Raw genomic sequence first — 5114 nt, 5'->3', positions numbered from 1 at the left:
CTGTCAAGTTCGCTGCAAGGTACTTCGCCGTCAATGTAAATTCGTCTTGCCGAGCAGAAGCCGCGAATCTGATCCTGCCGAGCCTTTATGCCTATCTTATACCAGCCGCCGCTGCAGACCTTGTCGGCAGGTATATCCCATGCAGCCGACTGCAATGCCTTTCGCCAGCTGCCGCTGCCTATGGTATTGTATACTACCTTGCACGGGTCTGAAGGCGAAGCAAGATAGCTTGTATTGTCATATGTGGGATAGAGAGTCGGGTCTGACTTGTATACAGCCTTTTCTCCCTCTATCTTAAAGCTTGTGGACGGAGTACTCTCGGGAGTTACGTTCGCTCCCACAGAGGCTTTATACTCACTGTAGGACGGCAGCTTTTCGGGATTTCTGAAACAAAGGCTCTCGATAGCAAGCTTTGCGCGTTCCGAACTCAGTTTAAGAGTATGCTCACCTTTTTCAAGTGCGAAGAACAGCGGTTCGCTGAAAAGTCCGTTCCTGTCGCCGAAAAAGCACTTCTGCCACATCTCTGTCTGCACCTGTGTCGGTCTTACCTGATTTCCGCGGCTGTCGGTGTAAATATCCTTTTCGTTTACCCAGACCTGACTGAGATAAAGGCTTGAAGCCGTATCGTAGGGTATCTCGCCGTCTATCTCCACTTTCAGCTCTATCGAGGAGCTGCTTGATATCATGGGGCAGTAGCTTGCTTCAAGGCAGTACACTCCGCTTTCAGCCACCTCGAAATCATAGGTCACCTCGCCCGACAGGCTGTTCCATAATAATGTATCTTTACGGGTATCGCCACTGCTGTCGGTGAAGCTGCCTGCGGAGATATCTCCGTTCTCAGCGGAAACAAAGCTGCTTCCTTTTATAAATATCTCATCATCGGGACGGACATCAGCGGAGTGAAGATCGTAGTATTCGCTGAATGTGGTCATATTCATGTCCTTATCATCTATGTGATAATAGTCCTCAGCCATTGCCGCAGCCGTAGCCGCTGACGGCTCATTTGCCTCCGCAGCCGCTTTCAGTACACCCACAGAGCTTCCCGCAGCAAAAATACAAGTCAGAAAAGCCGCTGCCGCAGCTCTGAAAGCTCTCTTCATCCGCTATTCACCGCCTTTCACTCAAAAACTGACAAATAAAAAAGCGCAAGCTCCCCGCGTCGGGAATTATGCGCACGGACAACACTTACCAAGTCTGACAAAATTGCATATATCTATCAAAATCAGTATAACAAATTTATCGTATAATGTCAAGAAACCCCTTCCGCCCGTATAAATAATAATATTTTTTACCATGAGTATTTTAGCTAAATTATCGAAATCTATAATGATATTGCATAAACGGCACGTATAGAAACTGTAAGCTGTTACAATAAACTTTGCCTCATTGTTTTAATTTAATGCCTAAATTTTACTATTATTAAAAAACTGTAAAATCTTATCGACATTCTACTTTTTGTATTGACATTTGAGGCTATTTATGGTATGATACAAGTGTAGAAGAAGTAACAGTTTCACTACTTGACTCCATTTAATAAGGAGAGATATTCTTGGCAAATGTTCTTGAAGTAAAAGGACTGTCAAAGCAGTACACCAAAGTCCTTGCTGTTGACAAGATATCCTTTGAAATAGGCGAAGGTGAGATATTTGCTCTCATCGGACCTAACGGCGCAGGCAAGACTACTACTATAAGAATGATTTCAACACTGCTGAAGCCTACCGACGGTGACGCTGTCGTAGCAGGACACAGCATTATAAAAGCTCCTGAAAAGGTCAGGGAATGTATCACTTACCTCCCCGACGAAGCAGGTGCATATAAACAGATGACAGGTATTAAGTACCTGATATTTATGGCAGGTCTTTTCACGAGCGATATCGACGGGATAAATTCCTGTGTTGAACGTGCAAAGAATATCTGCGGACTCGGCGACAGGCTCAACGATAAGATCGGAAGCTACAGCCGAGGAATGATACGCAAGCTTCTACTGGCAAGGGCTGTAATGACAAAGCCCAAGCTTGCCATACTTGACGAGCCTACAAGCGGTCTTGACGTACTAAACGCTATCGAGATACGCAAGATGATAAAAAAGCTCGCCGAGGAAGAAGGAATGTCCTTCCTTCTCTCATCACACAATATGCTCGAGATCGAATTTGTTTCCGACCGCGTGGGTATAGTCTCAAAGGGACATCTCATGGTAACAGGCCGTACAGACGAACTCAAGGAACGCTATAACGCTCCTAACCTCGAGGAAGTATTTGAAAGGGTGGTGAATGAGAATGAAGTTCATTAACCTCCTGAAAAAAGAGCTTTCAGAGCTCATAAACGCTCAGATGATATTCTCTTTGATATTCTCGCTGGCAATATTCATGATAATGGGTAACGTCATGCAGTCGGTAACACAAGAGATAGCTGAGGACGCGGTTAATCCCAAGATCAATATCTGTGACCTTGATGATACGGACTACACAAAGTCCATGATAGAGTCTTTCAAAGAGAAAGGTTCAAATGTCACTATCGTATCAGTCACAAATGATGATTATGCAGCTGCATTGAAAGGCAGCGATATAAAAAGCTTTGTAGTTATCCCGAAAGGCTTTACCGATGAACTAAAAAACGGCAAAAAGCCCTCGGTGATATCTGTAAATAAAATAAAGTCTGCTTCAACATTCAGCAGCTTTACAGGCGGCACAGATGGTACGACTTCTCTTATAAATTCGTATATCTCCTATGAGCTTGCAGATCAGCAGGGCGTTTCGGAAGAAAACCTCAAGATCATCGAAGCACCGCTCAGTGTTGAAGATCACACAGTTGTAGCCGACAAATCGGCAAAGGTATCAAGCAGCACTATACTCGGTAAGATATCAACACAGAATATGATACTTCCTATCATCGTTCTCGTGCTCCTGATGCTTACTTCACAGTCGCTCATCGCTTCGATATCAAATGAAAAGATAGACAAGACCCTCGAAACTCTCCTTTCCACCCCTGTGACACGAGGATCTGTTATAACAGCCAAAATGCTTGCAGCAGCAATAGTTGCTCTCATAAACGCAGGCGTAATGATGTTTGGCTTCTCAACATACACCAAAGGAATGACAAGTGCTGTAACAAGCGATCTGGGAATAACGCAGGCAGTTACCAAGACCTTATCCGCAGATGAAGCTTTCAGACAGCTGGGACTCAACCTTTCCGCTATGGATTATGCAATGGTAGGAGTTCAGCTCTTCCTTACAATTATGATATGCCTTGCAATATCAATTATCCTCGGCGCACTTGTCAACGACTCAAAGTCGGCACAGACAATGCTCCTGCCGATAATGATGATGGTAATGATACCGTGGCTCATATCTGTATTCACAGATGTGAACGCACTTCCATTAGCCGCAAAGCTTATCGTGTATGCGATACCTTTTACTCACACATTTACCTCGATACCAAACCTTATGTTCGGAAACACAACAGAGTTCTGGCTTGGTTTAGGCTATCAGTTCGTAATATTCCTTATCGTGATGTTCTTTGCATTAAAGCTTTTCAAATCAGACAAGATACTCACGATATCTCTGAACTTCGGTCAGAAGTCCAGATTTAAAAAATCAAGAAAAACCACCGAGGATTGAGCCTCTTCCCTTTCCCCATGAAAAGACGCAGCTGTTTCGTTAGCACCGAAACCGCTGCGTTTTTTTACGTATTTTTCCGTATAAAGTAAAAAGCTATGCACGAAGCATAGCCAAGAAAAATGAAATGAATAAATATAGAAGGGGAATTGGGGGATTACTTAATCCACTAATAATATACCAATCCAACCTTAAAATAATCTTAAAGTTATCTTAAATTTTCCTAAAATTATTTCATTGTATAAGCTGTCTCAAGAGCTATCTCCATCATGTCGCGGAAAGTGGTCTGTCTCTCCTCCGCAGTAGTGGATAATCCCTTCAGAGGACAGTCGGACACCGTGAGTATACACAGTGCGTTCTTCCCTGCCCTTGCAGCGTTCATATAAAGCGCTGCTGCCTCCATTTCTATGGCAAGCACATTCATCTTCTGCCAGTCTGCAAGGCTGTCTGCATCATCATAGAAGGTATCGCTTGAAAGTATATTTCCCACATGGAAGCTGCTTCCCTTAGCCTCAGCCGCCTTTACAGCAGCCGAAAGCAGACTCCATGAAGCTGTCGGAGCATAAGTACCGGGGAGTCTGTACTGTGAAGCATAAGCGGAATTGGTGCTTGCACTCATTCCGATAACTACATCACGAAGCTGTACGCTGTCCGCAACAGCTCCTGCCGTACCTACTCTGATTATATTCTCAACGCCGTATTCGTTGAAAAGCTCCCATGAATAGATACCTATAGACGGCATACCCATGCCGCTTCCCTGTACGGATACGGGAACGCCCTTGTAAGTACCCGTATAGCCAAGCATACCTCTTACCTCATTGTAGCAGACGGGATTTTCAAGGTAATTCTCGGCAATGAATTTTGCTCTCAGGGGATCTCCCGGCATGAGAACTGTTTTAGCGATATCGCCTTTTTTCGCATTGTTGTGTGGTGTCGGCATATTTAGCCCTCCTTTATTTTAATACATTCTTATATAAACAAGGAACGCATGAGACAGCGTTCCTTAATTTTTCAGCTTCTTCTGAGAAGCTTGTTTACTGTAATAAGCAGCGACTTGTAATTCATAGCTGTTACAGCTGCGGCAAAAACAAGCGCACCGAATATATAGTATTTGACCTCTGTCATCATTACAGCACACATCAGAAGAAGCAGTGCTGTATTTGCAAGGTTCTTGACTCCGTTAAAGCGGAACGGTACATAGTATCTTGCGTCTATGATACGTGCCCAGAAGCAGATAAGGTAACTGAGCAGAGTTGCTAATGCTGCACCGTTTATGCCCCATATCGGTATGAGGAAATAGTTCATGGGGAGATTTACGAGGCAGGCTGCAAGAGCCGTATAGCATGAATTCTTCGGGTGCTTTGTAGCTGAATAGATACTGCCGAGGAACTGATTTAAGCTCATAAACAGTACAGCTACGATCATTATAGGAGTATAGAGGTATACAGTCGAGTATTCCGAATATGTGCTCGAAACCATAAAAATTGACTTTACAGGCTT

General features: G+C 44.0%; 4 protein-coding genes and 1 pseudogene. 2 read left to right on the top strand and 3 right to left on the bottom strand.

Features of this window, described 5'->3' with window-relative positions; genetic code table 11:
• A pseudogene (locus tag QZZ41_RS00140) lies at nucleotides 1-1100 on the bottom strand (ABC transporter substrate-binding protein); the annotation flags it as partial.
• A 449-nt stretch (nucleotides 1101-1549) separates the two neighbouring features.
• Between QZZ41_RS00140 and QZZ41_RS00135 the strand changes: the two are divergent.
• Nucleotides 1550-2290 (top strand): ABC transporter ATP-binding protein, encoded by a 741-nt coding sequence (locus tag QZZ41_RS00135; RefSeq protein ID WP_295066530.1) that lies wholly within the window; start codon nucleotides 1550-1552, stop codon nucleotides 2288-2290.
• A complete protein-coding gene (locus QZZ41_RS00130; protein WP_295066527.1) occupies nucleotides 2277-3617 on the top strand; it encodes an ABC transporter permease in 1341 nt (446 codons plus the stop codon). Before QZZ41_RS00135 ends, QZZ41_RS00130 begins: the two co-directional genes overlap by 14 nt.
• Nucleotides 3618-3843: 226 nt before the next feature.
• On the opposite strand, the gene deoD is transcribed toward QZZ41_RS00130, so the two are convergent.
• Nucleotides 3844-4554 carry a purine-nucleoside phosphorylase gene (gene deoD, locus QZZ41_RS00125; RefSeq protein ID WP_295066525.1) on the bottom strand — a complete coding sequence of 237 codons (711 nt, stop codon included), beginning with the start codon at nucleotides 4552-4554 and terminating at the stop codon, nucleotides 3844-3846.
• A gap of 71 nt (nucleotides 4555-4625) precedes the next feature.
• Nucleotides 4626-5114, bottom strand: a 489-nt coding sequence (locus tag QZZ41_RS00120; RefSeq protein ID WP_295066522.1) for a polysaccharide biosynthesis C-terminal domain-containing protein, incomplete at its 5' end; no start/stop codon positions are given.

This window comes from Ruminococcus sp., from assembly GCF_016283395.1.
Note: the sequence above shows the minus strand (reverse complement) of the source record. Positions and strands in the feature narration are given on the sequence as shown.